The organism is Colwellia sp. Bg11-12 (assembly GCF_014076955.1).
Lineage (GTDB): Bacteria > Pseudomonadota > Gammaproteobacteria > Enterobacterales > Alteromonadaceae > Colwellia_A.
On the sequence record NZ_JACGUZ010000058.1, the window covers coordinates 16,157 to 42,052 of the forward strand.

The 25,896-nt window shown below is 37.9% G+C and carries 21 protein-coding genes; 11 read left to right on the forward strand and 10 right to left on the reverse strand.

The genetic code is table 11. From position 1 onward, the window contains the following. The first annotated feature begins 164 nt into the window (after positions 1 to 164). From H4J39_RS05625 to H4J39_RS05635, 3 genes are all read left to right on the forward strand, one after another. Entirely contained in the window at positions 165 to 1,325 is a 1,161-nt protein-coding gene (locus tag H4J39_RS05625; protein WP_182226468.1) for a porin, read from the forward strand. Between the two features lie 114 nt (positions 1,326 to 1,439). Beyond that, positions 1,440 to 1,952, forward strand: coding sequence for an FMN-binding protein (locus H4J39_RS05630; protein WP_182226378.1), 513 nt, complete (start codon positions 1,440 to 1,442; stop codon positions 1,950 to 1,952). Between the two features lie 49 nt (positions 1,953 to 2,001). After that, positions 2,002 to 2,766, forward strand: coding sequence for a PepSY-associated TM helix domain-containing protein (locus H4J39_RS05635; protein ID WP_182226379.1), 765 nt, complete (start codon positions 2,002 to 2,004; stop codon positions 2,764 to 2,766). Between the two features lie 85 nt (positions 2,767 to 2,851). On the opposite strand, the gene H4J39_RS05640 is transcribed toward H4J39_RS05635, so the two are convergent. Further along, entirely contained in the window at positions 2,852 to 3,337 is a 486-nt protein-coding gene (locus tag H4J39_RS05640) for a TlpA disulfide reductase family protein (RefSeq protein WP_404842682.1), read from the reverse strand. A gap of 150 nt (positions 3,338 to 3,487) precedes the next feature. Between H4J39_RS05640 and H4J39_RS05645 the strand changes: the two genes are divergently transcribed. After that, complete coding sequence (locus H4J39_RS05645; RefSeq protein WP_182226381.1) at positions 3,488 to 3,976, forward strand: hypothetical protein; 489 nt, start codon at positions 3,488 to 3,490, stop codon at positions 3,974 to 3,976. Between the two features lie 162 nt (positions 3,977 to 4,138). Here H4J39_RS05645 and H4J39_RS05650 read toward each other — a convergent pair whose 3' ends face one another. The 4 genes from H4J39_RS05650 to uvrA form a co-directional block, all read right to left on the reverse strand. Then, entirely contained in the window at positions 4,139 to 6,028 is a 1,890-nt protein-coding gene (locus H4J39_RS05650) for a formylglycine-generating enzyme family protein (RefSeq protein WP_182226389.1), read from the reverse strand. A 189-nt stretch (positions 6,029 to 6,217) separates the two neighbouring features. After that, the gene (locus H4J39_RS05655; RefSeq protein WP_182226391.1) at positions 6,218 to 7,120 is read right to left on the reverse strand and encodes a spermidine synthase; all 903 of its coding nucleotides are present in this window, start codon (positions 7,118 to 7,120) and stop codon (positions 6,218 to 6,220) included. Beyond that, positions 7,113 to 7,769, reverse strand: coding sequence for a fused MFS/spermidine synthase (locus tag H4J39_RS05660; protein ID WP_182226393.1), 657 nt, complete (start codon positions 7,767 to 7,769; stop codon positions 7,113 to 7,115). Before H4J39_RS05660 ends, H4J39_RS05655 begins: the two co-directional genes overlap by 8 nt. Before the next feature lie 94 nt (positions 7,770 to 7,863). Then, on the reverse strand, positions 7,864 to 10,713 hold the full coding sequence (uvrA, locus tag H4J39_RS05665; protein ID WP_182226395.1) for an excinuclease ABC subunit UvrA: 2,850 nt from the start codon (positions 10,711 to 10,713) through the stop codon (positions 7,864 to 7,866). A 202-nt stretch (positions 10,714 to 10,915) separates the two neighbouring features. Here uvrA and H4J39_RS05670 point away from each other — a divergent pair, with 202 nt between their 5' ends. Beyond that, positions 10,916 to 12,280, forward strand: coding sequence for an MFS transporter (locus tag H4J39_RS05670; protein WP_182226397.1), 1,365 nt, complete (start codon positions 10,916 to 10,918; stop codon positions 12,278 to 12,280). Between the two features lie 152 nt (positions 12,281 to 12,432). Here the strand turns inward: H4J39_RS05670 and H4J39_RS05675 are convergent, their stop codons facing one another. Further along, positions 12,433 to 12,915 (reverse strand): GreA/GreB family elongation factor, encoded by a 483-nt coding sequence (locus H4J39_RS05675; RefSeq protein ID WP_259368765.1) that lies wholly within the window; start codon positions 12,913 to 12,915, stop codon positions 12,433 to 12,435. A gap of 152 nt (positions 12,916 to 13,067) precedes the next feature. Here H4J39_RS05675 and H4J39_RS05680 point away from each other — a divergent pair, with 152 nt between their 5' ends. From H4J39_RS05680 to pssA, 3 genes are all read left to right on the forward strand, one after another. Next, positions 13,068 to 15,134, forward strand: a complete 2,067-nt coding sequence (locus tag H4J39_RS05680) for an NADPH-dependent 2,4-dienoyl-CoA reductase (protein WP_182226401.1) — start codon at positions 13,068 to 13,070, stop codon at positions 15,132 to 15,134. Between the two features lie 125 nt (positions 15,135 to 15,259). Continuing rightward, entirely contained in the window at positions 15,260 to 17,212 is a 1,953-nt protein-coding gene (locus tag H4J39_RS05685) for a methyl-accepting chemotaxis protein (RefSeq protein WP_182226403.1), read from the forward strand. A gap of 74 nt (positions 17,213 to 17,286) precedes the next feature. Then, positions 17,287 to 18,615: a CDP-diacylglycerol--serine O-phosphatidyltransferase gene (gene pssA, locus H4J39_RS05690; RefSeq protein ID WP_182226405.1), complete on the forward strand. Its 1,329-nt coding sequence runs from the start codon at positions 17,287 to 17,289 to the stop codon at positions 18,613 to 18,615. A gap of 18 nt (positions 18,616 to 18,633) precedes the next feature. Here the strand turns inward: pssA and H4J39_RS05695 are convergent, their stop codons facing one another. After that, positions 18,634 to 19,335, reverse strand: a complete 702-nt coding sequence (locus H4J39_RS05695) for a 2OG-Fe(II) oxygenase (RefSeq protein WP_182181488.1) — start codon at positions 19,333 to 19,335, stop codon at positions 18,634 to 18,636. Positions 19,336 to 19,474: 139 nt separating this feature from the next. Between H4J39_RS05695 and H4J39_RS05700 the strand changes: the two genes are divergently transcribed. The 3 genes from H4J39_RS05700 (at position 19,475) to H4J39_RS05710 (ending at position 22,594) form a co-directional block, all read left to right on the forward strand. Further along, positions 19,475 to 19,873, forward strand: a complete 399-nt coding sequence (locus H4J39_RS05700; RefSeq protein WP_182226407.1) for a thioesterase family protein — start codon at positions 19,475 to 19,477, stop codon at positions 19,871 to 19,873. Positions 19,874 to 20,050: 177 nt separating this feature from the next. Further along, positions 20,051 to 20,737 carry a single-stranded DNA-binding protein gene (gene ssb / locus H4J39_RS05705; RefSeq protein WP_182226409.1) on the forward strand — a complete coding sequence of 229 codons (687 nt, stop codon included), beginning with the start codon at positions 20,051 to 20,053 and terminating at the stop codon, positions 20,735 to 20,737. Positions 20,738 to 20,986: 249 nt separating this feature from the next. Beyond that, positions 20,987 to 22,594, forward strand: coding sequence for a methyl-accepting chemotaxis protein (locus H4J39_RS05710; protein WP_182226411.1), 1,608 nt, complete (start codon positions 20,987 to 20,989; stop codon positions 22,592 to 22,594). Positions 22,595 to 22,790: 196 nt separating this feature from the next. Here H4J39_RS05710 and H4J39_RS05715 read toward each other — a convergent pair whose 3' ends face one another. The 3 genes from H4J39_RS05715 to H4J39_RS05725 all read right to left on the reverse strand — a co-directional run bounded on the left by H4J39_RS05715 (position 22,791) and on the right by H4J39_RS05725 (position 25,662). After that, entirely contained in the window at positions 22,791 to 22,982 is a 192-nt protein-coding gene (locus tag H4J39_RS05715) for a hypothetical protein (RefSeq protein ID WP_182226413.1), read from the reverse strand. A 162-nt stretch (positions 22,983 to 23,144) separates the two neighbouring features. Next, positions 23,145 to 24,269: an anhydro-N-acetylmuramic acid kinase gene (locus H4J39_RS05720; protein ID WP_182226415.1), complete on the reverse strand. Its 1,125-nt coding sequence runs from the start codon at positions 24,267 to 24,269 to the stop codon at positions 23,145 to 23,147. A gap of 31 nt (positions 24,270 to 24,300) precedes the next feature. Beyond that, positions 24,301 to 25,662, reverse strand: coding sequence for a peptidoglycan DD-metalloendopeptidase family protein (locus tag H4J39_RS05725; protein ID WP_182226472.1), 1,362 nt, complete (start codon positions 25,660 to 25,662; stop codon positions 24,301 to 24,303). Positions 25,663 to 25,896: the final 234 nt, after the last annotated feature.

The following is a 25,896-nucleotide window of genomic DNA, read 5'->3' on the forward strand; positions in this document are numbered from 1 at the left end:
ACTCAAAAAGACCAACAGCAATGTTTTTACGCAGAGACTTTTGATCTACATCAAATACAAACAGAAGACTTAATGATAATCGTTTGCATTAAGGTTTGTTTGTATGTATCATCACCTCAATTAAAATTATCTCTCTACAAACTTTGACGGACATGACACCCATGATGAAGAAAACCTTAATTGCTTCGGCACTTGTTGGCTTATTTGCTAGTTCGGCTGTTCTTGCAAATAACGATACTGAAGAATTACGTAAAGTTATTGCACAGCAACAAAAAGTATTAAAAAAATTAGAAGAACGTTTAGACGAAACAGAGCAACGTCTTGAAGCAACTGCTGACCAAGTTGAATCAAGCTCAACGGCAAGCTCATTTGCTAAAACAACTATTGGTGGCTACGGTGAGTTGCATTATAACAACTATGAAAACACCGACGCGAAAGTTGATTTTCATCGTTTTGTTTTATTTTTTGGCCATGAGTTTACGAACAAATTACGTTTTTTCTCTGAGTTTGAATTAGAACACAGTATTGCTGGCGAAGGGCAAGATGGTGAAGTTGAGCTAGAGCAAGCTTATGTAGAGTATGACTACAGCGATACAATAACAACCAAAACAGGTTTGTTTCTAGTGCCTGTAGGTATTATTAATGAAACGCATGAGCCGCCAACCTTTTATGGTGTTGAGCGCAATGGCGTTGAAAAAAATATTATCCCAGCCACTTGGTGGGAAGCCGGTGTTGCAGGGAACTTTAAGTTAGCACCAGGCTTAGCCGTTGATGCTGCTATAACGAGTGGTTTAAATGTAGGAAATGATTATAAAATCAGAGGCGGACGTCAAAAAGTTTCTAACGCTTCAGCTGAAAACTTAGCCTACACTGGTCGTATTAAATATACCGCTATTCCGGGGTTAGAGTTAGCGGCAACTGTTCAGTATCAAACAGATTTGACTCAAAGTGCTGCTGGTGTTGACGATGCTGCTGCGACATTAATTGAAGCCCATGCTATTTATCAAGTTAATAACTTCACGGTTCGCGCTTTGTATGCAACGTGGAATATTGACGGTGATGAAGCCAAAGCTTTAGGTCGTGACGAACAAACAGGTTGGTATATTGAACCTTCATATATGTTAAATGAAGACCTTGGCGCTTTTGCTCGTTATGCTGAATACAACAATGAAGCAGGGCAAAGCGGCTCTGATGCTGTTGAATCTACGAGTGTTGGTATCAACTACTACTTGCATGAAAATGTTGTATTAAAAGCTGATTATGAAGAACTGGGTGGTTCGAAAGACTCAAAAGGCTTTAACTTAGGTTTTGGCTACCAGTTTTAATTTTACTTACTTTATGTAAATTTGCGTTAGGCCATAGTACACAAGGAAGTGAATGGGCATTATATGTCCATTCACTTTTGTGCTTTAAAATATTTTTATTATAAGAGGTGACATGTGGTTAAAATTATATTCACTTTACTCGTCATATTTAGCGTGGCGACAAAAGTATCAGCGAATGGTACTTACCAAACCTCAAAACAGTTTGTTAGCACCTCCTTTCAGGGTGAAGTGCCAAAATCTAAAGCTTTATGGTTATCAGCAGACGACAAGCTCGTCATCAGTGAAATTATGAGCCACGAGTATAGCCGTTTACGTTTAAAGTATTGGCAACAAGCGAGTGAAACGGTGTGGGTACTTGAAGAGATAGGAAAAGAAAAACCTATTACTATTGGAGTGCACATTAACAATGAGCAAATTGTCGATGTTAAAGTTCTGGCTTATCGCGAATCTCGTGGTGACGAAGTGCGACATGAATTTTTTACCAATCAATTTAAATCAGCATCTTTAACCAAAGAAAACATGCTTAATCAACATATTGATGGTATAACAGGCGCAACCATGTCGGTACGAGCGCTTACTAAAGTTGCTCGGTTGGCACTTTGGTTAAATAAAAAGGTAAAAGCTTAATATTTTTGCCAGTAATAAGTTTATTTAGATAGGTTTAATTCGCATCCCAATGATTAAGAATAAATCAGCACAAGCAATCGGTAATCGCCTTATTCGCCATTTACGAAAATGGCACCGTCGACTAGGTATTTTTGCCGCTTTCTTTCTTATTTTTCTCTCTATTTCGGGTGTTGCCTTAAATCACACCACCGCATTTTCTTTATCTCAGCATTCAATCACCAACACTATGCTGCTGAATCATTATGGTATTAAACCACCGACGGACGTTCGTTTTTATCAACAAAAAGAATGGTTAGTCACTGACCAACTTGTTTGGTTAGGCGACAAGTTGGTATTTCAAAGTGATAACCCTATTATCGGTATCAGCACTTTTCAATCTTATCGCTTGGTCGTAACCACAAAGCAATTGGTCATTTTTACCGAAAAGGGCGCCCTTGTTGATAAAATGGACAGTTCAAGTGATTTACCCATTCCAATCTCAGCATTTAGCGTTACAGACGAACGGCTCATCTTAAATACACCACAAGGCTACTATCAAGGAGACAGTGACTTTTTTGAGTGGCAAATGATTAATACATTAATTGAACCTACTTGGGTTAATAATACTCCCGCAACAAAGCATGAGTTAACCATTGCCAATAGGCAGTTTCAGTCACAGTTTTTGAACTGGGAGCGTGTGATACTTGATGCACACTCAGGACGACTATTTGGCAATCTCGGCGTATGGTTTATGGATATTGTCGCTTTTATGCTTATTTTACTTTCAGTGAGTGGAATTTATATCTGGTTAAGGTATAAAAATAAGAAACGCTAGGTCTCAATTTTTTATTAGCTAACGGATTTTTAAGGCAGAAGTAGTTCATCATTTATCAGCGGCATACTTCGTTTAAAAAAACGCTCTAGTTAACCGTATTGAGTAACGCTATTAATTCTTGTTCATACTTTGTTTTCTTGCTTTGAGAGAAGCCTACATGCGGACTAACAACCTTTCCTGAACGGTCTATTATGTAGCTACTTGGCATACCTTTTAGCTTAAATTGTCGAGCAACTTTTCCTTTTGGGTCATAAAAAACTGTAAAGTTAGCGGGGATTTCAGCAAGAAATTTATCTGCTAGAGCTTTGTTGTTATCAACGTTTACACTGATGATAACTAAGCCTTGTTGTTGATATTTATCTTGTATGTTGTTCATCCAAGGGAATGATTTTCGACAAGGACCACACCAAGATGCCCAGAAATCTAAATAAATAACTTTTCCTTTATGAGAAGAAATTAACGTCTCAAAATTTTGTAATACATTCTTTTCAGCTGATGTCTCAGCAAAACTTACGTTTGATAAACAGAGACTAGTGATGAAAATGAATAACAGGGTAACTAACTTTTTAATCATCATAATATTTTACTTAAATAGATTTTTTCTTATTAAAGCATGAATATTTCATTGGGTGAAGTTATGGTTGATTATAAAAACGATAGTTGTATTTTTACTTATTAGTAGGGTAAATTGCAGCGTATACTTTACCCATAGAGCAATTTTATGAAAATACTGTTACCAACAAACGCTTTGTTTGTTTTTTTTATTTTATCATCAAGCATAGCGAGTGCTTCACAGGATAATACCTCAGACAAACTTGAGCATGATAAGTGGCTAAAATTGCGTTTTAGTGCCCAGCATGAACGTTTAATACCTATCGTTGCAGTGGCTGATATGTTTTTTGCTTGTGACAAAGCTAAAAACAGCGGTAATGCCAATTATCAGGTGAAAGAGCTTGTCGAGGATATGGATCGTGATTTACTGGCAGAAAAATTAATAACTTGTTTAGCGGGCGCGGAAACAAAATCAGACATCGCGTTGAATTACGGTTTGCAGGGGTGTTTTTCTGAGCAATTATCAGGTTTACCACAACAACAAAAATTAGAGAGAATGGCAATTGTAACTGCTAGTATCTCATCTTTAAGTCGTGAAGAAAGGCAAAAAAGTTTTTCTAAGTGCGTCACAGATCAAACCATCAGCTATTTAAAGTAAGGGCGTTCACCGCAGTAACTGCTGTTGAGTAAAACACAGTCGTTACTCATGCTTGTGAAAATAAATTATTTATCAATTGAGGTCTTAACCAGTTTAACTCTGGTGAATTTAAGGTATAAAAAAAGGAGCGATTAAGCTCCTTGGATTTATTTAGGCTGGCGACTAATTTTCGCGTAATGCTCTAAAACCTAAATAATTAGAACGAAATCCTGAAGATAACTCTAAACGTACTGAAGTACGGGCTAATTTAGGGGCAAAGTTCCAAGCACCGCCACGAGCAACAACTTTATCGCCATTCGTTAGCTCCCAAACATTACCTACTGTGTCATATAAACCTAATTTATTGGCTCTAAACGATTTTACTGGCGCTGTGCTACGGTTTGACCATTTGCTACCACAATAGGCACAATTCGCCTTACCATTACCAATGTCATTACCCCACCAGTAATTTTCTACACTACCGGCGCGAGCAACATATTCCCACTCCATTTCATTAGGTAAACGATATTCACGTTCTGTTTGCTTTGATAACCAAGTTAAATAAGCTTTACTATCAATATCGCTAACACATACAACAGGATGATCATCTGCTTGGCTGAAACCTGGGTTGCGCCAGTTTAATACACTATTATATTTTGGTTCGCCGTCAATAAAAGCAGCACAGCCATTGGTACTTTCAGCTTCGGTTACGTAATTTGTTTCTTTAACGAATCGCTTGAAGTCACCTACCGTGATTTGGTTTTGGCCAATGGCGAATGCTTTTAAAATTTGTTCGCCACGAGCAGGTTTCTCGTTGCTTAAACCAGCACCTTTCATATCACCCATTTGAAAACGACCAGCAGGTACACCGATTAATTCTGGCCCTAATTCATCACCAGGTAAAATATCTTGAATTTTTTCACCATTAGCTAGGTTGATCGCCGCTTTTAACAGTTCTACTTTAATGAGCGTGTTTTTTGATAAACGAATCTGTTGTTGATAATCACTGTAACCTGGCTTGGTCACATTAATATCATGATGACCAGCTGAAAGCATCACTGAAAGTTTTGTTGAGCCGTAGCTTACGCCATCAATAAAAACTTCATCGTCGTACTGATCAGAACGAACGGTTAATTCATACATTAAGGTATCATCACTAAGGCCAGCTGTTTGCTGAGAGTTTGCTGTTTCATCAACAACAGGGTTCGACGGTTGACCTTCTTGATAACCACAATAACGCGCAGAAATATTCAATAACACACAGGCTTCGTTATTTGGTAAAGAGCCTTGCATTTCAACAATAATAGTTGTGCCGTAGTTACCTTGACCACTAAACTCACCCGCTTTAACTTTATGTTTTACTAAGCGAACTTGCGCAGCAGAATCTTTTTTGTATTGATTAATCAAACTTGATTCAGTTGCAACATTAAACAATTTATCTAAAAATGTTTTTGATGCTTTTTGTTTGGCTAAACGATTACCACGGGTAATACATTTATTAAGAGTCTCTTGAGTGTCACAGGTAACAACTTGGTAAACTTCGAGTTCATCTTGTTTTTCAAATTCACGACGTAAGCGCTTAACTCGGGCAATACGAATTTCTTCAATTAAAGCTTCACGGTTGTTTGCAAGAGTGAAACGGTCAATATTTGCTTTTGCTAGTTCAGTTTTAGCGTCAGACAAATTAGTGATACTTGCTTTAATGGCATTTTTATTTTGTGTTTGATTGATAATAGATTGACGATAATCATTCTGTGATTGTGCAATATCTTGCTCTGGGTTATCAACCATCGACTCATATTGCTCATTCATATTAAGCAACGCTTCTTGGCGAAGCGTTTGTAATACTTTACCTTGTGCACGTAAGCGGGTTAAGCGATCTTCTTCTGCCGTAACTTGTGCATTCAAATCATCTAAAGCAGTGATAAAAGCACTGTACTGAGTTTCTTTATTACTTAATTCAATTTCTAAACTTTCAACCGTTGTACTTTTGGATGAAGTGGTTTCAAAAGCATGAGTAAACGAACTTAATGAAAGACAACTTATGGTAAGAGCGAGTAAAGCCAAGCGCATGTTTAATATTCCCAAACAATAGAAGTTAATCGTAAATTCAAAAAATTACCGAAATGGAAGATAATGAATAACTACTGATTTATTTCAATTTATTATTGATATAATTTTAATTAACTCATCATATTTGCTCGACGCGGAAATCGCAAGTGATAAACATGATTTCCTACTGATTTATCTTGAATTAAAGGTTTAATTATTCAATAAATTCGCTGGTGAAAACTGGTCAGTCAGTAACTTAGTATCTTCTGACCAGTCTTGCTCTATGCTTGTTGACGTCATTTGTTGGCTTACTTCTAATAAGTCGACATTGAAAGGTGTTAAACGATTCTGTAATTTTTTTGCTCGCTGATTTATTAATGCAAAGCTCGGTAATTGGCTTTTAGTGGCTAAAATAATGCGATTAGTGTTTTTATAGTTCCGTACATTATAAAAGTCGCCGAACACTTTTTTATAGGTAGCTGACTCATGTGCATATAACTCACTCACTGAAAAAGTATTAGCACTTAATATCCCCTTCGGACTGAGTAGATCTTTAGTTTCCTGTAAAAACTCTTGTGTTAATAAATGTTCAGGTATGTAGTCACCGTTAAATGCATCAAGAATTATCCAATCGTATTGTTGTTTTTTGATGAGTGCACGTTTGATAAAAATCCTTCCATCTTGAATAACAGAAGAAACATGTTGGTTTTCGAAAAAGCCAAAGTGTTTTCGAGCGACCTTGACAACAGCAGGGTCTATTTCAACATTGATAATTTTACTGGTCGGATAGAGTTGCTGCAGGGTGTTTGACATAGTACCGCCACCCAAACCAATAATAAGAATGTTCTTGGGCTCTTCAATGAGTAGCAATCCAGAAAAAAGTAATTTGGTATAATTAAACACTAAACGGTGCGGGTCACTTTTATAAAAACAACTTTGATTGGTTTTACTTGTTTTAACATTAAATTTTAAACAACGTAAATCACCTTGATCATCAACCAAAATGTTCCGGTATAAAGAGCGTTCTTGATGAACAGTTTCAGCAAAAACATTCGTCGAAAAAACGGCAGATACCAGAGCAAGTATAACTATTGAACTGCATAATTTATTCATGAACAACACCTGCTGTATTAATGTGAAGTGGCTTGACTGATTTATTTAATAAAATAGCGCAGATACCGAGTATCGCTAATACTGAACTAAACACCGTAATGATGTTGTTTACTTCAAAAAACAGCACAAAATAAAATGAAGTGATTATCGTACCCAAAGCACTGCCCAAGGTAGACACAAAGTAAAGTTTGCCCGCTGTTTGCCCACTACTATCTTTATCGGTAACTAATAAACGTACTGAATACGGAGATATCATACCCAAAATAATGGTGGGTATGAAAAATAATGCGCCACAGGCAAGTAGAGAGCCATAGCGAGAGTCTTCAACATTGAGGAATATTATTTCCATAATGCCCGTTGACCAAAATGCAACGGGTAAAATGGTAATGCCAGCTAATACAAAAATTAAACCATATTTTTTTAAAGAAGCATTTTTTGTCGACAACTTACCGCCAGCAAGATAACCAAAGGATAGGCTCAACATAAATACGGTAATTATACTGCCCCAAATATGAACACTACTGCCAAAAAAAGGCGCAAGAATTCTACCACCTAAAAGTTCAATGCCCATAATGCAAAAGCCGCTACAAAAAGCAAGCAGATAAATAAATGGGTTTTGCCATGATGGTTGAGTTTGATGATCCGTCATTTATGTTGTCAGTAGTATGGTCTATTAAGTAACGCTATCTTAACGACAAAAGGTGCAATATACCAAGTTAACGCACCTTTTTGTTTGTTAAGATTTATTTCCGTTTTTTAGCTGATTGCTTATCGAGTAAAGGCTTTAAAAATCTAGCCGTGTGCGATGTTTTATGTTTCGCAACGTCTTCAGGCGTACCCGACACTAGAATTTCGCCACCACCAGAACCACCTTCAGGCCCTAAATCAATAATCCAATCTGCTGTTTTTATTACGTCTAGGTTATGTTCTATCACTACAACGGTATTGCCATGGTCACGTAAACGATGAATAACATGCATCAATTGTTTAATATCGTGAAAATGCAAGCCGGTTGTTGGTTCATCAAGAATATAGAGGGTTTTACCGGTGTCACGCTTTGATAACTCTTTCGATAATTTAACACGTTGTGCTTCACCACCCGAAAGGGTAGTCGCCGATTGACCTAATTTAATATAACTTAAGCCAACATCCATTAGTGTTTGTAATTTACGGTTAATAGCGGGTATGGGCGCAAAAAACGTTAAAGCATCTTCAATAGTCATATCAAGCACTTCATGAATACTCTTGCCTTTATACTTTACTTCTAAGGTTTCACGATTATAACGCTTTGATTTACAGGCATCACAAGGTACGTAAACGTCAGGTAAGAAATGCATTTCAACTTTGATTAAACCGTCACCTTGACAAGCTTCACAACGTCCACCTTTTACGTTAAAACTAAAACGGCCTGGCTTATAGCCTCTTGAACGTGACTCTTGCGTCGCAGCAAAAATTTCACGAATAGCGGTAAATATACCGGTATAGGTTGCAGGATTTGAACGTGGCGTTCTGCCAATCGGGCTTTGGTCAATATCAATCACTTTATCAAGTAAATCTAAACCAATAATTTCTTTGTATGGTGCAGGTTCTTGTGTGGTTGCGCCATTTAATGCAATGTGAGCAAGTTTAAATAGGGTATCGTTAATTAAGGTTGATTTTCCAGAGCCCGAAACGCCGGTCACACAAGTCATTAAACCATTAGGAATGATTAAATCAACATTTTTTAAGTTATTACCTGTTGCTCCTTTAAGTTCAATAACATTCTTTTTATCAAAGGGAACACGAACTTTCGGTATTTCAATGGCCTCTCTGCCGGAAAGGTATTGCCCGGTTAGCGAATTCTCACAGGCTAAAATATCATTTACATCGCCTTGAGCAATAATTTCACCCCCATGAACACCGGCCCCAGGGCCAATATCGATGACATAATCGGCGGCACGAATGGCGTCTTCGTCATGTTCAACCACAATTACTGTGTTACCTAAATCACGTAAGTGGATTAAGGTTTTTAACAAACGTTCATTATCGCGTTGATGTAAGCCAATTGATGGTTCGTCTAGCACATACATTACGCCAACTAAACCAGCACCTATTTGGCTTGCTAAACGAATACGTTGCGCTTCACCCCCAGATAAAGTGCCAGCAGCACGTGAGAGATTCAGGTAATTTAAGCCAACGTTAACTAAGAAACCTAAGCGTTCACACACTTCCTTAAGAATTTTTTCTGCAATTTGTGCTTTTTGACCTGATAAATTTAAGTTTTCAAAAAAGGCTAGGGCGTCAGAAATAGAAAGCTCGGCAATTGCAGTTAAGGGCGTATCCGCAATAAATACATTTCGCGCCTCAAGGCGTAAACGACTGCCATTACAATCAGGACAATGCTGGCTATTTAAATATTTTGATAATTCATCACGAACCGCATTTGACTCCGTTTCACGAAAACGGCGTTCCATATTATTGATAATGCCTTCAAAAGGATGCTTGCGAACGATCACGTCACCACGATCGTTCATGTATTTGAATTCAATCTCTTGTTTGCCACTACCGCGGAGAATAACGTCTTGGTCGTTTTTGGATAATTTTTCAAAAGGTTTATCTAGGGCAAACTTATAATGGTCTGACAACGCTTGTAGCATTTGAAAATAGTAAAAGTTGCGTTTGTCCCAGCCACGTATTGCACCACCTGATAAACTCAGTTCAGGGTTGGTGATAACCCGAGCAGCGTCAAAGAATTGTTGATTACCTAACCCATCACATGTTTTACAAGCGCCAGCAGGATTATTGAATGAAAACAGCCGTGGTTCGAGTTCTTGCATGCTATAGCCACACTTTGAACAAGCAAAGTTGGCTGAAAAAACTAATTCTTCACGATCAGGTTCGTCCATAAAGGCAATTTTAGCGGTGCCAGCGGTTAAACTTAATGCGGTTTCAAACGACTCAGACAAGCGAAGTTGAATATCGTCACGTACTTTTAATCGGTCAACAACCACTTCAATGGTATGTTTTTTATGAAGCTCCAGCGTTGGAGGATCTGATAAGTCACAAACCTCGCCATCGATTCTCGCGCGAATGTAACCTTGTGCTGCAAGATTATCGAGCAATTTTACATGTTCACCTTTTCGGCCCTGCAATACAGGGGCAAGCACCATTACCTTGGTGCCTTCTTCAAGCGACAAAACCTTATCCACCATTTGTGAATTTGTCTGTGCAGCTAAAGGCTGGTGATGGGTCGGACAACGCGGTTCGCCAACACGAGCATAAAGTAATCGAAGGTAATCATAAATTTCGGTGATTGTACCGACCGTCGAGCGAGGATTATGTGAAGTTGATTTTTGTTCAATTGAAATAGCCGGCGATAACCCTTCTATATGGTCAACATCAGGCTTTTCCATGAGTGACAAAAATTGACGAGCATAAGCAGAAAGTGACTCTACATAGCGTCTTTGTCCTTCAGCATATAAGGTATCAAAAGCGAGTGATGATTTACCTGAACCCGAAAGACCCGTAATAACGACTAACTTTTCTCTAGGAATATCTAAGCTGATGTTTTTCAGGTTATGCGTTCTAGCGCCACGTACTTCAATGTTTTTCATAAATATCCACTTTAATAAGTTTCTCCGAATGTGAACAAACTCAATAGATTCGCTATCGCTATTCCACGTAAAGTTTGACCAAGTATTATTGCATAATTACTCGGCAATAATCAGTAATAATCTCTATTTTTGTTTCAGGACTTTGTCGTGCTACTATAGCGCGAATTTTCGCTTTTTTATGACACGTTAGATAGAGAATCCCATGAGTACGACAGGTTTAAACAGTATTGAAAAGAAAGCCGCATTTTCTTTAGCCGCCGTTTTTGGCTTACGTATGCTTGGCCTTTTTATGATCTTGCCCGTATTTGCTATTTACGGCGAACAACTTATTGGCTTTAGTCCTATTTGGATTGGCTTAGCTATTGGAGCCTATGGGTTAACTCAGGCCATGCTACAAATCCCTATGGGTATTTTGTCAGATAAATATGGCAGAAAACCTATCATTTTATTTGGCCTAGTGATTTTCTTTTTAGGCAGTGTTGTTGCTGCGATGTCTGACACCATTTATGGTGTGGTGTTTGGTCGAGCCTTGCAAGGCACTGGCGCTATTGCAAGCGCCGTGCTGGCATTAGCCGCTGATTTGAGCCGAGAAGAGCAACGTCCAAAAGTTATGGCGACTATTGGTATGTTTATCGGACTATCGTTTACTTTAGCAATGGTTTTTGGGCCTATTGTTGCGCAAGCGTTTGGCCTGAGTGGTTTATTCTGGTTTACTGCCGTACTCACTATTTTAGCCATGGTAATGATTCAATTCATGGTACCCAACTCAGTTAACAAGGCACCTAAAGGTGACAGTGTTGCTTTACCTGAACAGCTGAGTAAACTGATTCGTCACCCCGAATTATCACGTTTAAATTGGGGCGTGTTCATTCTTCATATGGCGTTAACAGCCTGTTTTATTACCTTGCCTAAACAGTTTGTTGCCAGTGGCTTAGCACTTGAGCAACATTGGCAATTATATTTACCCGCTTTATTAGGCTCTTTCGTTTTGATGGTACCTTTTATGATCATGGCGATTAAAAAACAAAAAGAAAAACAGGTATTCTCCGCCGCTATTTTATTATTAGCGGCATCGCTACTCTTACTCTGGTACTTACCACTTGGCTTCTGGACGTTAGTGTTGTTGGTGGTGATGTTTTTTACTGCCTTTAATTATCTAGAAGCAACCATGCCATCTATTTTGTCACGCATTGCTCCTGCTGGCGTAAAAGGTAGCGTCATGGGTATTTATTCGAGTAGCCAATTTTTAGGTGCTTTTACCGGTGGCATTATTGGCGGTATTGTTGCGAGTCAATTTGGCGAACAAGCCATATTTTTAGTGATGTCATTCATTACTTTATTATGGTTTTTTGCCGCAATGAGTATGAAACCACTTAAAAAATCAAAGAGTTATACTTTTACCACCAGTATTAATTGCAAAGAAAAAGCTAATCAAGTGGCTGAAAAATTAATTGAATTTCCAGGTGTTATTGAAGCAATACTGGTTCAAGAAGAGTCGGTTGTTTATCTTAAAGTTGACGACAAAGTGGTTAACTTGGCTGACATCAAAGCAGCGTTGAATCCCTAAGATTATCGGTTACTCTAAGTACCTGCATAGATGCAGGTACTTAGATATTTAGAGTTTAGCTAGAAAAAAGAAGCCTTTATTTCACTGGCTCCTCAGCTAGAGAAAAATGTAGGTTAATATCTAGTCTTAAAGCTATCTTTCATCAGTTTCCCTTAATAAATAGTCATTATTTCGTGATGATGTTTGTTCGCATTAATCATTAACTCGACATCATCATCAATGAATTTCCCCATTAATGCCTTTGCCATCGGAGAGCTTGGTGTGATCACCGTATAGTGTTTTTTATCTATTACACCTTTAAAACCACCGGCAGCCGGCGCAATAAAGAACCACTTTTTGTCATCATTATCTTGTGACACGGCTACCATTGCCCCTAATGATATGGGCATTTCTTTGTGAAAGTCTCGCATCACCAATTGTTCAATCGCTTGTTTTGCTTGTTGAATATCAGCTACCCGACGTGATTGCCCCTCAGCTAAATAACTTGCTTCAATAGCAAGTGTATCGTACTGAGTTTCAGCGACAGACTGATCATCAGTGGCGGCAAGGTGAGCATTGTTTGCGGCTGTTTTTATAGCGGATAATTCTTGTGATAAGTGGGTAAGAATATCGCTAATTATTTTCTGTTTATTCATAACGCTTAGCATACTGACTTGAATTTTTTAGTAAATACATTTCTAATCTGACAGCTGTCAAAATAGTACTTGAATTTATCACTATAAACGTCTACTTTATAATGATAATAACTGGTTTGACCATCAAAACAATCCCGATAAAGTGAACTACTATGACAACTAAAACAGCCAATAGCGCCTTTCCTAACTTATTAGCCCCATTAGATTTGGGTTTTACCACCTTAGCAAATCGTACTCTGATGGGCTCAATGCACACTGGACTTGAAGAAGAAAAAGGTGGCTTTGATAAATTAGCGGCTTTTTATCAAGCACGTGCAAAAGGCGGTGTTGGTTTAATCGTTACTGGCGGCATTAGTCCTAATGCTCGAGGGCGCTTAACGCCGTTTGGCTGTGAACTCAGTAAATTTTGGCACGTTGCTAAACATAAAAAAATTACTGAGGCTGTTCATCAATACCCAACAAAAATTTGTCTGCAATTATTACATGCGGGCCGCTACTCTTATCACCCCTTTAGTTTTGCGCCAAGTAAAGTAAAGTCACCTATAAACCCTTTCACACCCTCTGCGATGTCAGTTCGTCAAATTAAAGGCACGATTAAAGACTTTGCTCATTCAGCTTTATTAGCACAAAGAGCGGGTTATGACGGTGTTGAAATTATGGGCTCTGAAGGTTATTTACTTAATCAATTTTCATGTGTCCGGGTTAATAAAAGAACCGATGAGTGGGGTGGTTGCGTAGAAAATCGTATGCGTTTAGCCATTGAAATTATAAAAGCGGTAAGAGAAAAAGTGGGTGAAAAGTTTATTCTGATTTTTCGCCTATCTATGCTCGATCTTGTTGATGGCGGCAATAGCTGGGCAGACGTCGTAACCATGGCAAAAGCTGTTGAAACCGCTGGAGCGACATTAATTAATACTGGCATTGGTTGGCATGAAGCTCGTATACCGACAATTACTACTTCAGTGCCTCGTGCTGCATTTACTTGGATCACTGAGAGAATGAAGCAAGAAGTTTCTATCCCATTGGTGGCGACTAACCGTATAAATACACCAGAGATCGCTGAAGAAGTTTTATCATCAGGGCAAGCCGATATGGTATCAATGGCGCGACCATTCTTAGCGGATGCTGAGTTTGTTCAAAAAGCGATTGAAAATAAAAGTGATGAAATTAATACCTGTATCGGTTGTAACCAAGCGTGTTTAGACCATGTTTTTCAGCAACAACGCGCTTCTTGTTTGGTTAACCCTACGGCGTGTTATGAAACGGAACTCACTTTTGAAAAAGCCATAAAAAATAAGCGAATAGCCGTTGTAGGTGCAGGTCCTGCTGGTTTAGCCTTTAGTGTTTACGCGGCCCAACGAGGTCATAAAATTGAAATTTTTGATCGTGCGAGTGAAATTGGTGGTCAGTTTAACTTTGCCAAGCAAGTTCCGGGTAAAGAAGAGTTTTATGAAACAATTAGATATTTTAATAAACAAATTAGCTTGCTTGATATTAAATTACATTTATCAACCGAAGCGACCGCCGATGATTTAGTAAAGGGGGGATTTGACGAAATAGTAGTTGCAACAGGAATTTTACCGAGAAAACTCGATATAGAAGGTATCGACCATGAAAAAGTAAAAAACTACTTAGATGTGCTACGCGATAAACAACCGATAGGTCAAAATGTTGCCATTATTGGCGCTGGTGGTATCGGTTTTGATGTTGCTGTTTACTTAGCGGAAGAGCATGAAAAGAGTCCTTTAGTGAACAACAAAGAAAAATGGCTAAAGAGTTGGGGTGTTGATCAAAGCTATCAAAGTAATGGCGCGTTATTAGATAAGTCGACAGTCGAGCTTAATGAAAAAACGTCTCGTCACATTTATTTATTACAAAGAAAAGCAACAAAAGTGGGGGCAGGGTTAGGGAAAACTACCGGTTGGGTCCACAGAGCTACGTTGAAAAACAATGGTGTAAAAATGTTAGCGGGTGTCAGTTACAAGAAGATAGATGACGCGGGATTAACTATTGAAATCGATGGCAAAGAGCAAGTACTTGATGTTGAACACGTTATTATTTGTGCGGGACAAGAGTCACAGCGTGGTTTGTATCACCAACTAGAAAGTAGTAAAGGTGCTGAACAAGGGCTACATTTAATTGGTGGTGCTAAAGTGGCTGCTGAGTTAGATGCGAAAAGAGCTATTCGTCAAGCCGCAGAATTGGCCGCGGTTATTTAACGTTACGTTTTAGCTTACTTGTTCATTATATAAATAATAATTTGAAAGAAAACCGCTCTATTTATGGTCAACTGTTATGCTTAAATACATCCGCATAACGTTGGCCTATAAAAATAAGAGTAATTATGTCTGCATTTCTGAAACCCGCAATATCACTTTCTAATGCTTTACGTTTTAAAGCCAAATTCATCCTTCTAGCCAGCATGTTTTTCATTCCTGTTTTTTTTGGCTCATGGTGGATAGTCCAAGAGCAAAGTGGCTTAATCACGCAGCATCAAGAACAGTTGCTTGGATTAACGCAGATACAGCAAGCAGTAAAACTTGAGCAAGCTATTGCCCATAGTAGGCTTCAAGCAGCCCAACGTAGTTCGGTTACCAGCAAAATTTCACAATTAACTTTACCGCCAGAGGTTTCAGTCTCTGCATTATCGAAAAATTGGCAGGGTTTGCTTGACGGTGAAAGTTCAACTCAAACCGCAGCTTACCAAGTTGTTTATGAACAAAGCTTATCAATACGTGAACGCCTCGCTGCACTCAGTGGTTTAACCCGAGAAAACGATGCCATCGCCTTTTATCTTGCAGAGGCAAGTAGCCAAAGAATTCCCGCTTTATTAGAATACTTAAAACGCATTGAATCAGTCAGTGCACAAATTATTGGTAATGGTTTTGACGCTGAAAATTACACTCTAGTTGTCGCGCTTGATAAACGCCTCGATGAATTACAAGTGCAACTTGATAAAACGACCCTACAGCTTAAGCGGGTTGCTGGTGATGAATTGTCTTTGTATTTACCTGAACACAAAAGTTTTAATCAGCAACTTGATGAATATCAGCAAATGCTGCATCAACAAATGATCGACCCTGATAATATTTCGTTAAATCAAGAGCAAGCAACTCAATTTGCTCATACAGTTTATCAATTGACAGAAAGCTTACTCAAAATAAGTGACCGCTTATTATTAACAAGAATTCAAGCACTAACACACAAGAGTGAACAAACGCTGTGGATCTTGGCCATAGTACTGATGGTGGTTATTTTGGTGATCAGTTATTTGTTGATGGGGATTTATCATTCGTTAATCCATAATGTTAATGCCATTAATAAGGCTGCGGAAAACTTAGGCACAGGAAACTTTTCTCAACAGTTATTGGTTAACGCTTCTGATGAGCTTGGCGACATTGGCAAGAATTTTAGCCAAATGCAGCAAAAGATACACCAATTATTGGCTATGTTTAGTGGCGACATCAGTAAATTACGCGCTTCGGCAAACAATATTCATCAACTTACTGATCATATGAAGCGGAGTATTTCGCAACAACAGAACAATACACACAACGTTGTTCAGTCGATTAATGAAGTCAGTGGTTCGGTTCAGGTGATTTGCGACAATACAACAGCAACGCTGCAATTAACGGAACAAACCAGTGCACATGCCAATCAAGGCCGTAGTATTATCAGTGACACCGCACAAGCCATTAATAACATTTCAGAAGATGTACATACTTCTGCGGGTATTATTGATGAATTAGCGGGCTACAGTAATGATATTGGTCAATTTGTTAATGTTATAAAAGAAATTGCCGATCAAACTAACTTACTTGCATTAAATGCTGCTATTGAAGCGGCACGTGCAGGTGAGCAAGGGCGTGGTTTTGCTGTTGTTGCCGATGAAGTAAGAACATTAGCAAGTCGTACCCAAGATTCTACAGCCGAAATTCAACGTATTATTGAATTATTACAATCAGGAACCAGTAAGTCTGTGCAAGCGATGCACCAAGGTGTTGCTATGGCTAAACAAGGCGTTGAAAAAACGTTACTTGTAAAAACGACCTTTACAGAAGTGACTGACAATGTTGATGAAATTGTTGGAGCAACTTTGCAAATATCGACAGCGGTTAATCAACAAGGTGTTATGGTTAAGGAAATGGCAAAAAATACAGAAAGTATTGCCCAAGATGCAGACCAGGTTATGCAGTCAGCAAAAGATGCGGCAAGTGCAGGCGAGCAATTATTAGCACTGGCTGACCACCTTTCGCAGCAATTGTCACAATTTAAACTTGATGACCTATCGAAATAAAGTGACTGTTTGAACAAATAAGGTATTATTGCCCGTTAAATTAATGTATTCATAAATTAAGTGGATTTTCCTGAATGAATAAAGTGTTAGCGGGTATTCCTCTTTTAGCTGAAAATATTACTGTGTTATCAAGTGCAAAAGAATATGCAAATGCCTTGATTAGATTAATCGAAAACGCTGAATCACGTATTTATATAACGGCGTTATACTTACAAAACGATGATGCGGGCCAGCAAGTTTTAAATGCCTTGCACCAAGCTAAGCAAATTAATCCTAAATTAGATATTAAAGTGTTCGTTGACTTTCATCGCGCACAACGGGGGTTAATTGGTGATACATCTGGGCAAGGTAATCGAGACTTTTACCTTGAATTGGCTGCACAATATAGTGAGAGTATTGCTATTTACGGTGTCCCCGTTAAACGCAAAGAGTTGATGGGTGTTTGGCACTTCAAAGGTATGGTTTTCGATAACACTTTACTTTATACCGGTGCGAGTATTAATGATATTTACTTACACCAAGATGAAAAATATCGTTTAGACCGTTATTATCAAATTCAGTCTCCAGCGTTGTGTGAAAGCTTTTGTCACTTCCTTCAACAAACCTTCGTTAAAAGTGAATTAGCGCCACAATTAAATGTTGATGTTTTACCGAATAAACTTCAAATAAAGAATATAATATCGAAGCTAAAAGTTGCATTAAAAACCGTACGTTTTAATTATTATGCTCAGCAACCACAATATTCAGCAGAAGAACTATCGGTAATACCACTGATTGGCTTTGGTCGTAGAAAAAATCAACTAAATCAAAAGATTCGCGAAACTATTCGCTTAGCTAATCAACGTTTAGTACTTTTTACTCCTTACTTTAATTTACCTAAGCCGGTAATGCGTGATATACGTTCAGCATTAAAGCGTGGTGTCGAAGTTACTATTATTATTGGCGATAAAAAGGCCAATGATTTCTTTATTGCTGACCAAGAAAAGTTTTCCATGATAGGTATTATTCCCTATATTTATGAAACACTATTAAAGACATTTCTCAAAAGACAGCAAAAATACATTGATAACAACAAGCTGAAAGTTCGCTTATGGCAGCATGAAAGTAATAGCTTTCATTTAAAGGGTATTGTTGCTGATGACCGCTGGCATATATTAACAGGCAATAATTTAAATCCTCGAGCTTGGGGATTAGATTTAGAAAATGGTTTATTAATTGACGATGTACATCAAAAGCTACTACCAGCGTTTACTCAAGAATTAACCGTAATTAATCAACACACGCAATTAATTACCAGTTATTTAGAGCTTGAATCACAAGATCAGTATCCTGAAAAACCTAAAAAATTATTGAAAAAATTAAGAATGGCGCAAATAGATCGTTTGTTGAAACTCTTTTTATAAATTAACATACATTACTTGTTAAGATTGTGGCGTGTAAATTTTATCTGCGGGATTAAATAACATCCATGAAGTTAAAACGTACTTATCTGATGATACGGGCACATTGCCTCTGTGGGTATGCGTAAATCCACAAGGGGCAATAACCATAGTACCTGCTTTGGGTTTGATACTTTTTTCTTGATAGAAAAAATCAGTTTCACCGCCGTCCTCTACATCATTTAAATAAATAAGAAAAAGCAAATTCCGGTGTAAGGCATTATTTTCACCCAGCTGTGGAAAAATTTCAGAATGCCAATAATTATAATTACCCTTACCTTGTAAATATTTTTGGGCATTAATAGGTGCAAGCCTAAATAAATATTGTATCAAGTTTACTAAATTTGGCTTGCCGACCTCTTCAAAATTATCAGCAGTAAGCTGAACCGGTTTTTTTGTCACTGGGTGCTGTACGGTTAAAGAAATACTGCTAATTAAACTAAAATAGTATTTAGTTACATACGCCGTAATATGATCGATGCAAGCTTGCAAAATAGTCGCTAGTGCAGGTTGAAACTCAGCATGTTGATTTAAATAAATGTCCTGGCTAATTTTTTTGCTTATATCAACACCTCCACCGGTGCGTCCTGCATTTTTATGGGGGCTTTGTTCAAAGTCATCAATGAATTTTTTACAAAATTCTTGAGAAAGGGCATTAGGGTATACTTCAATAAAGTCAGTCATGATTTTGATAACGATCAATAAATATTATCGATAAAAATACCATAGCAATAGGTTATATTCTATTAACTTCGTGAGTCTACTTCACCCGAATGAAAAAAAATGTAAAATAGTCTTATTTAAAGCCTGCGGAAAATACTCAATGTTCAGTGAAAAATTAATGCCAAGATTTAGTGACACCGATGCGCTAGGTCATGTAAATAATACTTTATTACCTGTGTGGTTTGAAGGAGCGAGAGATCCCGTTTTTCGTTTTTTTATGCCTGAATTAGATACAAGCGATTGGCAGTTGATTTTGGCTAAAATTGATGTTGAATTTCATGCTCAGCTCTACTATGGCAAAGAAGTTGAAATACGTACCTATATTGGTCGCATTGGTGGTTCATCGTTTACGGTTTATCAAGAAGCGTGGCAAAAAAACACTAAGTGCGCCTCTGGAACTGCTGTTATGGTGCACTTTTGTTTTGAAAATCAATCGTCTTTACAAATTCCAGAGAACATAAAGATAGAAATGAATGCACACCTTTTTATAGCGGAATAATTTTTGTTTAAAATAATCAAAAAAAAATTTAAAAATGCAGTAAAACTCAAAGAAATTTTTTACTCACGGTGGTAGAATCATTGCCACTTTTTAAAATTGCATCGATAAATTAATTACTATTTGTCGATAACGTAAATCAGTAAATAAAACATTTACGCACAAAGATAGGATTTTTTCATGGCCGGTGTTAACAAAGTAATCATTTTAGGTAATTTAGGTAAAGATCCAGAAGTACGTTTTATGCCTAATGGTGGTGGGGTTGCTAACCTTACTATCGCAACTTCTGAAACCTGGAAAGATAAGCAAACTGGCGAGCAAAAAGAAAAAACAGAATGGCATCGTGTTGTTATGTTTGGCAAGTTAGCTGAAATTGCTGGCGAATACCTTAAAAAAGGTTCAAAAGTTTATATTGAAGGCGCTTTACAAACGCGTAAGTGGGCAAACCAGCAAGGCCAAGATCAGTACACCACTGAAATTGTTGTACAAGGCTTTAATGGTACTATGCAAATGTTAGATTCACGTGGCCAAGCTTCTGGCGGTCAGTCAGGTGGTTTCTCTGGACAAGCTCCACAACAGCAAGGTGGATTTTCTGGGCAAACACCACAACAGCCAGCTCAGCAACAAGGTGGATATTCTCAGCAAGCACCACAACAAAACCAACAACCTGCTTACAAACCAGCACAGCAGCAAGGTGGTTATTCTCAGCAAGCAGCTCCACAACAACAGCAAGGCGGCTATTCTCAGCAATCAGCACCACAACAACAAGGCGGTTTTGCTAACCAAGGGCAACAACAAAAACAATCAGCTCCTAAAGTTAACCCACAAGAGCCTACGATAGATTTTGATGATGATATTCCTTTTTAAATGATATAAAACTATTAGTGTCAACTTAGACATTGAATACTAATGAAACCCAGCGTAACTGCTGGGTTTTTTTTGCGCTAAATCTTACTGAATACCCCAAGTAGTAATATGTTTTTGCAAGGTTGTCTTGATATCATTATTTGCTACTCGCGCGCGTTAATTGACTTTGTCATGAGATACATCAATGTTTTGTTATAGCAATAATATAGAGTGAGCCTACTTGTTTTTATTATCGGATTCAGTGATTTTATGTTTTCTACATTATCATTAGCGGCAAAGATTAATGCTGCGCTAGTACTTATCGCCATAGCATTCTTAAGTACAACGGTCATATTTTTCTATTATGATGAAAAAGAGTTAAGCGAAAACTTTGTTGAACGCAACCTAGAAAGTTTAGCCCTCAACTATTTTGATTCTGTGAACACCATGATGTTAACAGGCACGATAGCTAATCGTCAGTTAATACAAAACAAAATTCAAAGCCAAGATGAAATTGTAGAAGCGCGCATTATAAGGGCACCTGCTTTAGTTAACACGTTTGGTGAAGGTTTTGACGATCAAAAGGCCGTTGATGACTTTGAACGTCAAGGCATAAGTGGTACTAAAGCGTATGATCTTTTTGAACGTGATGGCAAACGTATGATGAGCTTTATTTCTCCGATCCGCGCAAGTTCTGATTACCGTGGCACTAACTGTTTAACGTGCCATCAGGTTAAAGAGAATGAAATATTAGGCGCAGTAAAAGTTACGTATGATCTCTCTAAAGTTGACCAGCAAATTATGAGTTCTATTACTCAAGCGGGTATTTTACAGCTCGTTATTACTATTGTGAGTTTCTGGTTATTAAGTTTAACAATAAAAAAATTAATTTTTAGTCGCCTTAAGCGGCTTAGAAAAACTATTAACGATGTTGAGCATAACTTAGATTTGAATCAAGAAATAAAAGTACATCATGACGATGAATTAGGTGCGGTTAGTGTGGCACTAAATAGCATGATGACAAAATTTAGAACCAGTTTTGTCTCCATATCATCAGCGACAGATAAATTAATTGATTCAGCAAAAAGTGTTGATGAAATTTCTAATTTAATGCGGGAAGCTGTTCTTAATCAAAAAAATGGTACAGACTCTGTTGCAGCGGCTATTAATGAGTTAGATACTTCAGCAAGTGAGGTACATCGTAATACACAAACAGCAGCAGAGAACTCAGTCTTGGCTCGTGAGAAGGCAACCCAAGGGTTAGAATTAGTTGAAAAAGCAAAAGAGGGCATAGGTTTATTACGTGATAAAGTGATTGATAACACCGCTATGATAGCTGCTCTAAGCGATAAAACTCATGAAGTAGGTGGCGTGCTAGAGGTCATTACGAGTATTGCAGAGCAAACCAACTTATTGGCTTTAAATGCAGCTATTGAAGCGGCAAGAGCCGGTGAACAAGGGAGAGGTTTTGCGGTTGTTGCTGATGAAGTTCGTTCGTTAGCCACACGTACAAGAGAATCTATTGATCAAATTCAACTGACGATCAGAGGATTACAAGTCGACGCAGGTAATGCGGTTAGCTCTATGAATGATGTAAGTCAGCAAGCGAATGAGAAAGCAGAGGATGTAACTAATGTTGCCAGTTTATTAGTTGAAATTACTTCCCAAATAACCGAGCTGGATGACTTAAATACACAAATTGCTAGTGCCGCTCAGCAGCAAAATTTAGCGGCGGATGAAATTAATGTCAATGTTGTCAATATCAGTGATGTTGCAGAAAAGTCGAGTAAAGATGCGATAAGAGGTAAAGAAATAAGTGAGCAGTTACTTGAATTAGCTTACGAACTTAACCAGCAGTTATCACAATTTAAAATGTAATATGCCTGTTAAAGACCGATATCATAGAAGGAAGCGTGTGATTTCAGCACGTTTCTTACTTTATAAAATTTAAATAGCGCAATAAAGCCTTAACTAAGGTTTTTATAAGAATTAATGAAAAGGGGGATACTTTAAGGGCAAAAAACCTCTTAATATAAGAGGTCTATTTATGACAAGCTTAGCGTGATAATTTCTCTTAGTAATAAGCATCTTTTATATTGTGCGCTTGAGGGTCTTCTATGATTTCTTCAAAGTCTACTTCAAAGCTATTGTTTTCTTCTGTATTTGCCATGTAAATAGTGCGCGTTGAACCGTCAATCCAGGTTACCGTGCCGCTGCCTTTTTTACTTCCACACTTCATGCCAATATGAATATCATTAAATTTCATTGATCCTCCTCGCCTAAATTACTGGTTTGATGTTGAATAACTAACCCTATGTAACTTAGATTTACAATGAAATGATTAGTTCAATTAATCCGCTGAATGAGCATATTAATTTCAACAGGAACATTTTATTATAAAGATAAAGTGAATTAGGTCTAGAGTGAATTAAGCAAAAAACTCACAACCAAGTACTGCCGACTTTCTAGCCCCTGTGACTGCTGGGATATTTCCATAGATTTTTTTGTCATAAGCGAATGCCAGCCAAGCGAATGCCATAGCCTCAAGTGCGTTATTATTCAGCTTTAGTGCATGTATCTTATTAACATTAAAAGTATTAAGGTCTTGTTTTATAAGCTTATAACAAAAAATATTCTCAATACCTCCTCCGCATAAGTATACATCAGCAGAATTTGATGTTTTTCTAATTTCTGCAGATATAGAGCAAGCAGTAAGGGCCGTTAAAGTTGCTTGTACATCAACCGCTGTTATTTTAAAAGGCGCGATTAAGTGTTCTAACCATTGCAAGGTGAAATATTCACGGCCTGTGCTTTTGGGAGCTAACCGTGAAAAGTAATCATCAGATAATAATTGCATTAATAGTGCTTGGTTAATCGTTCCTGATTTACCCCAGTCGCCATTATGGTCGAACCTATTGCCAGAGTGCTTAAAACACCATGCATCTAACAGTGCGTTTCCTGGGCCTGTGTCAAAACCTAATACGTTTCTTGTTGAACCTTTTTTGGGAAGAAAAGTAAGATTAGCGATGCCACCTATATTTACTAAAAATGTATCGCGTTGAGTCGGAGGGAGTAAAAATTGATGGAATGCAGGCACCAAAGGGGCTCCTTGTCCGCCTAAAGCGATGTCCTTTGTTCTGAAGTCACCAATAACTCTAATACCTGTTAATACGGCTAAGGTTTGATTACAACCTATTTGTAAAGTAAAAGGCGATTTTATCTCTGAATTTGGAGTAGGGCGATGACGAATAGTTTGTCCGTGATTACCAATGGCAATAATATCATCAGGGGCTAATTTTTCTTGTTTGAGTAACGCTTTAATCGCGTCGCTAAATTGATGCGCTAGTGTTATGTCAAGTGAGAAGGCTCTATCTATTTCATTATTGCTCGGCAGATAAAGCTCAGTAATATGCTGCCTTGTCGTATTATCATAAGCTTGATAATAACTCGCAACTAACGCTACATCCCCAGCATTAAAATCAACAAGTGCTAGGTCGATACCGTCAGCACTGGTGCCGGACATTAACCCAATATAAAACTTAGCTGGTGCCATTTTTGCTCGCAATTATTATTGGGCTGAGGGTTTAATGGGTTTGCATAGCCAATAATGCTTGTCTAGAGCCTGAAAGCTCCATTAAACGCTGGCTTGATAATACGGCAAATTCAGCTTTATATTTCTTATTAATCGGCTTAGCATCAGGTAATTTTACTGTTCGAGGGTTACGATGTACGCCATTCAGTAAAAATTCATAATGTAAATGTGATGCTTCAGACATTCCGGTAGAGCCTACATAACCAATGACTTGACCTTGTTTTACGCGTTGGCCTTTTTTCACCGCTCGCTTGGAAAAGTGAAGGTATTTAGTGACAATGCCATTACCATGCTGAAGAAATACGTAATTGCCATTATATTTATTATAGGTTGAGTGAGTAACTTTACCGTTACCTGCAGCAACAACAGGCGTGCCTTTATTTGCTCGATAATCAGTACCACGATGAGCCTTCCAGCGTTTTTGAATAGGATGAAAGCGTTTCGGTTTGAAGTTTGAACTAATATACCTAAAGTTTACTGGCGCCCGTAAAAAAGCTTTGCGCATGCTTCTTCCATCGGGCGAGTAATATTCGCCGTCAGTAAAGCGAATAGCTTGAAAAGGGTCATCTTTATTAATAAATTCAGCAGCAAGAATTTTTCCGGTGCCAATGTGATCGCCATCGACATAACGATTTTCAAAGACAACATGAAAACTATCCCCTTGACGAATATCTAAAGCAAAGTCGATATCCCAACCAAAGATATTAGCAAGGTTAATGATTTGTGCATCGCTTAAACCTGATTCTATACCGGCATTCCAGAAATTACTTTTTATAACACCATGGGCAATGGTCTCTCGTACTTCAACCGTTTTAGTTTCTTTAGTTGACAGGTAGCTGCCATCAGCCTGTAATTTTACATATAATGTTTCAGTTTTTGATAACGGATAGGTCAGTGCTGCAAGATCACCCGCGGAGTTTTGGCCGATTGTAAATACATCACCGACATTAATTCTTTTCAATAATTTACTGTACTTACCCTCTGCTGAGCTAACATCGTATGTTGTTCTAGCGCTATAACCCAAACGTTTGAATACTTTAGCTAGTGAGTCACCGTTACGTACTTTTGCGTTTGTCCAGCTTAGCGACTCGTCAATATGCGTTATGTTAGTTGCTATTTTTTCTTCAGGTATTGATTGCTGAACATCACTAGTAACAGTCTCTATGGTTATATCTTGAGGCGCGGGTAAAGCTAACGGATAACGTTTGCCTACTTGAAGTGATGCATCGTCAGTTTGACGACTCGCTGTTGCCTTTTCTGAGGGGATAAGGAGCAATACCAACATAATCATGCTGAATGAGCTAATAATTATTTTGTGCTGCTTTGGTAACTGTAAATAGAACTTTTTTAAGATTTTCAACACATTACAACCTAATTAGAGGGTTCTTAATACGACAACTATCGTTTACTATATCAAAAAAAAGCTCGGAGTAAAATTTTATTGCTGAAAACACCGATGTATTCGGGCATTCAGTCATGCTTTTGTCATTAAAATGAAGGCGCAAGACTTAAAAAATAGAACAATTGCCCTAAATATAAAGTTAAGGCTTTTAACCACTGGCATTATTGCAGTAGAATCGAACCATAA

Excerpts from the sequence above, each read along its gene's own strand:
- H4J39_RS05695 (WP_182181488.1), bottom strand. The coding sequence starts at position 19,335 with ATGACTGACTTTATTGAAGTATACCCTAATGCCCTTTCTCAAGAATTT.
- uvrA (WP_182226395.1), bottom strand. The coding sequence starts at position 10,713 with ATGAAAAACATTGAAGTACGTGGCGCTAGAACGCATAACCTGAAAAAC.
- H4J39_RS05685 (WP_182226403.1), top strand. The coding sequence starts at position 15,260 with ATGTCTGCATTTCTGAAACCCGCAATATCACTTTCTAATGCTTTACGT.
- H4J39_RS05650 (WP_182226389.1), bottom strand. The coding sequence starts at position 6,028 with ATGCGCTTGGCTTTACTCGCTCTTACCATAAGTTGTCTTTCATTAAGT.
- H4J39_RS05675 (WP_259368765.1), bottom strand. The coding sequence starts at position 12,915 with ATGAATAAACAGAAAATAATTAGCGATATTCTTACCCACTTATCACAA.
- H4J39_RS05715 (WP_182226413.1), bottom strand. The coding sequence starts at position 22,982 with ATGAAATTTAATGATATTCATATTGGCATGAAGTGTGGAAGTAAAAAA.
- H4J39_RS05670 (WP_182226397.1), top strand. The coding sequence starts at position 10,916 with ATGAGTACGACAGGTTTAAACAGTATTGAAAAGAAAGCCGCATTTTCT.
- H4J39_RS05720 (WP_182226415.1), bottom strand. The coding sequence starts at position 24,269 with ATGGCACCAGCTAAGTTTTATATTGGGTTAATGTCCGGCACCAGTGCT.
- H4J39_RS05625 (WP_182226468.1), top strand. The coding sequence starts at position 165 with ATGAAGAAAACCTTAATTGCTTCGGCACTTGTTGGCTTATTTGCTAGT.
- H4J39_RS05660 (WP_182226393.1), bottom strand. The coding sequence starts at position 7,769 with ATGACGGATCATCAAACTCAACCATCATGGCAAAACCCATTTATTTAT.
- H4J39_RS05710 (WP_182226411.1), top strand. The coding sequence starts at position 20,987 with ATGTTTTCTACATTATCATTAGCGGCAAAGATTAATGCTGCGCTAGTA.
- H4J39_RS05700 (WP_182226407.1), top strand. The coding sequence starts at position 19,475 with ATGTTCAGTGAAAAATTAATGCCAAGATTTAGTGACACCGATGCGCTA.
- ssb (WP_182226409.1), top strand. The coding sequence starts at position 20,051 with ATGGCCGGTGTTAACAAAGTAATCATTTTAGGTAATTTAGGTAAAGAT.
- H4J39_RS05655 (WP_182226391.1), bottom strand. The coding sequence starts at position 7,120 with ATGAATAAATTATGCAGTTCAATAGTTATACTTGCTCTGGTATCTGCC.
- H4J39_RS05635 (WP_182226379.1), top strand. The coding sequence starts at position 2,002 with ATGATTAAGAATAAATCAGCACAAGCAATCGGTAATCGCCTTATTCGC.
- pssA (WP_182226405.1), top strand. The coding sequence starts at position 17,287 with ATGAATAAAGTGTTAGCGGGTATTCCTCTTTTAGCTGAAAATATTACT.
- H4J39_RS05680 (WP_182226401.1), top strand. The coding sequence starts at position 13,068 with ATGACAACTAAAACAGCCAATAGCGCCTTTCCTAACTTATTAGCCCCA.
- H4J39_RS05645 (WP_182226381.1), top strand. The coding sequence starts at position 3,488 with ATGAAAATACTGTTACCAACAAACGCTTTGTTTGTTTTTTTTATTTTA.